The sequence below is a fragment of the Candidatus Synechococcus spongiarum genome (assembly GCF_900047545.1).
GTDB classification, from domain to species: Bacteria; Cyanobacteriota; Cyanobacteriia; order PCC-6307; family Cyanobiaceae; genus Synechococcus_B; species Synechococcus_B spongiarum_C.
On sequence record NZ_FITM01000017.1, the window covers coordinates 1 to 3,132 of the forward strand.

6 protein-coding genes are annotated in these 3,132 nt (G+C 58.5%); all 6 read right to left on the reverse strand.

What is annotated here, in order from left to right; all coding sequences use genetic code 11:
* Positions 1-367: 367 nt before the first annotated feature.
* Positions 368-544 carry a hypothetical protein gene (locus tag FLM9_RS08030; RefSeq protein ID WP_180365245.1) on the reverse strand — a complete coding sequence of 59 codons (177 nt, stop codon included), beginning with the start codon at positions 542-544 and terminating at the stop codon, positions 368-370.
* Positions 545-591: 47 nt separating this feature from the next.
* A complete protein-coding gene (locus FLM9_RS08680) occupies positions 592-939 on the reverse strand; it encodes a DUF697 domain-containing protein (protein ID WP_074456783.1) in 348 nt (115 codons plus the stop codon).
* Positions 884-1,084 (reverse strand): hypothetical protein, encoded by a 201-nt coding sequence (locus FLM9_RS08035; RefSeq protein ID WP_180365247.1) that lies wholly within the window; start codon positions 1,082-1,084, stop codon positions 884-886. Before FLM9_RS08035 ends, FLM9_RS08680 begins: the two co-directional genes overlap by 56 nt.
* Positions 1,085-1,584: 500 nt before the next feature.
* The gene (locus FLM9_RS00625) at positions 1,585-2,289 is read right to left on the reverse strand and encodes a peptidylprolyl isomerase (RefSeq protein WP_074456785.1); all 705 of its coding nucleotides are present in this window, start codon (positions 2,287-2,289) and stop codon (positions 1,585-1,587) included.
* A gap of 26 nt (positions 2,290-2,315) precedes the next feature.
* On the reverse strand, positions 2,316-2,876 hold the full coding sequence (locus tag FLM9_RS00630) for a photosystem I assembly protein Ycf4 (RefSeq protein WP_074456784.1): 561 nt from the start codon (positions 2,874-2,876) through the stop codon (positions 2,316-2,318).
* Between the two features lie 69 nt (positions 2,877-2,945).
* Positions 2,946-3,132, reverse strand: a 187-nt coding sequence (locus tag FLM9_RS08275) for a hypothetical protein (protein WP_218969703.1), incomplete at its 5' end; no start/stop codon positions are given.

Genomic DNA, 3,132 nt, shown 5'->3' on the forward strand with positions numbered 1-3,132 from the left:
AACCTGCAACCCCTGCCCATTCTAACCTCTTACCCAAAAAGAAGCAGGCTCTCCAGTGTTTCCCTTAGTATATCAGCTTTCTTGTCAAATGGATTATAGTATCTGGAGATACACTGCCTTCACTTGAAGTAATCAAACAAGGCTTCAAGGAATTTGCAGATAAGATTCAGAAACGCAATTTCAAAATCGTCAAAACTGAAACATAATTTATGATCAAGAAGAGGACCAGGTTTCCACAGGGACGCAAGGGTTTTGGCAACTTGAAAAAGGGCGCAAGTTCTCCCAGGACTAGCGCGACTGCCCATCCATATGGCGCTGCTCACAACCCATGGTTCCCACCAGACAATGTCCCACAACAATTCAAGTGTCAGTCACGACCGTCCTTCCCCAAGGTTCCCAGGGCTTCCTTGATAAGGTGAATAACAGAAGCGGAGGGGTATTGACGAGCATGGAACGGCAGGGGACGGCACAACTCCACCGCAGTCACCCCGGAGCGGGCCAGCAGGGTGGCATTGGTGACCCCCTCGCCGATGGGACGGGCCAAGTGAAGCAAGCGATGACCTCACCGCTGCGTCGATCAACAGCCCACTTTCAGACAGAGCTCCGGCAACCACCAGTTGGGCAAATACCTTCCGTCAAGGTCCAACTGGCCACAACACCGGGCCTGCTGCCATAGATCTGTGCAATGCGGCGGAACATTTGCATACTGCTGAGAAACACCAGCAGAACATCAGCTAATGGCCAGGGCACAAAAGCTGTTTCCATTACGATCCGCAGTGCGGCGTCTCTGATCACCTTGTCTGCACGGTCATCCAGTTTCTGCAATACCCCGGTTTCCGCCAGAATAACCAGGGTACTGGCGGCAAAGAACTCCCCCTGCTTCTCAGCCAGCCGTTGGCTTCCCCTGCAGGTATCGTCCTGGCTCGATATAGATGGCAATCAGCCCCTTGACCGCCTTTCTCGCCGCGTTCAGGCCACCCACATCATCGGATGGCGTCAGGCAGCGTTCCGTTTGTTGACGGATCTCCTCCAGTGTATTGATTCTTTCCAGGGCTTGCCACTCCTGGAAGGCCTGCAATGCCAACAACGGCAGAGCGCTCCCACAAACCGTTCAGGGTGTCCCACAGGGAGACTCCACACAGAAACAGGATCGTGGCTGCCAGTAGCCCAAAAACCAGGTGGACCATGGCAAGGACGTGGCAACTGAAAGGGCCTGCTCTAACCCTGATGGCTGTGGTTTGTCCTCTGGACTTGACATGGACTGCGGAGTCTCCCCTTCGGGCATGGGAACCCGTAAAGCCTCCCCTGAGTCACCGTTTTCTCGCTTACCTGGTTCTACGGTCTCTGCCACAGAAGAGGGCGTCTCTTCCCGTGGCAGTTGATGTGAGGTAATCAACACAGTTTTCCCAGAGCGGCTCAACCCTGTTACTCCCAGGCAAATTACCCGCTCCAGATCAGGCACGACGGTCTCCACGGCTTTCCCGGCGCGGCGCAGAATTGTAACCACTTGGCGAGCCATGACCTCCCCCATTGCGCCCGCTTGGTCCTCCCCATCCTTGCCCATGGTCGTGGCCGCCTCTCCTCCTAAGACCGCCCCACAACTACCGCCCGCACCAGCCGGTCACCGTTTTCCAGCCGGCTCACCACGTCCATGCCAGCAGCCACCCGGCCAAATACGGCGTAGCTGCCATCCAAATGGGGCAGGTCCTCTAGGGCCACATAGAACTGGGCGCTGGCGGAATTGGGCAGTTGGGAACGGGCCATGGCAATGGCCCCCTGTTCATGGCGCAGCTTGAGCCGATCCCGCAGGCCCGGTTCGGTGAGCACTTGGCCGTAACGGGGCTGTTCCTCATTGGTCAGGGCAATCTCCAGGGGAATCCGGCGCTCCTGTCCTGTGCCGGGATCCATGAAGCCTCCCGTGCCAAAGCGGCTGGGCGGCGTTTTGGGATCGGCGCTGGCGGGATCACCCCCTTGGGCGACAAAGTCGGGAATCACCCGGTGGAAGATGGTGCCGTCGTAGATACCACGCTTCACCAGATCCACGAAGTTACCGCCGGTGAGGGGAGCGGCTGTGCCGTCCACCTCCACGGTGAAATCCCCCTTGCTGGTGGAGATGGTGATGGTGGCTTTGCCGTCCAGGCAGGACACGGCGCTGTTGGGACAGCCATGGGGTTCGGTCATGGTGTCTTGCGTTTGTGCATGGCCTGGCTGTGCGGGGCTCATGAGGAACAGTAGGGGAACAGCGGCCAGCAACAGAGCACTGCCCAATCGTTTGACAGGTTTCCGCATGGGTGTTTTGGTCATGTGGGGATGGATTAGCTCAGGCCTTGCAGGGGGACGTTGAGGAAGCTGGCCAGGCGGGCACCGCTGGCTTCCAACTCAGCCAATGCCATGGGTTGCCCCACGCCGGTGAGGGGGAGATCACGGCGACCCCGCAGCTTGAGGGCAAGACGCCGCCGCGGATTCAAGCCCTCGCGAATGTCCACCTTCACCGCCTGAATGTCGTCGAGGGGGAGATCCACCTGGATCCACTGGCGGAAGCCCCGACGGCGCACCGTCAGGCGCCCACTGTCCTGGTTAAAGCAGTTCTCGCCAGCCCCCACGTCCAGAACAATGCCGACCCAGAAATACACGGTCAGGAGACTGCCGGCAATGCCGTAGAGACCCATCACCAGACCCTGGGGCACGAAGAGAAGCTGGGAAGGGTGGCTAGCGGGCAAGAGGTCCAGGTGCCAATAGCTAGACGCACTGGCCAGAAGAAAGCCGATGCTCCCAAGGCTGGTGATCAAGGCAATCGCAACGTTGGAGTTACGGCGGGATCCCTGGATGGCCTGAAGGATTTGCTGATTGGAGTGGCTGGTGGCCTGGATGGTCATGGCGTGTTGGGGGCGTGGAGCCAGGTGCGCTGCTCCCTCGGACAGTTTGGCAGAAGTCAAGGTCGCCTGTCAGCCCCATTCCCCATGGGGAATGGGACCTCGCCATGGGCTGAAATTTGAACTCGTGACAATCAAGCGCAGTTTCAGGTCGGGATTGTTACGCTCAATGCCGTATACAACGCTCTGCCAGAGTCCTCTCCTATGACCATTGCTGTAGGGGGTGCGCCAGCAGCACGGGGATGGTTTGACGTCCTCG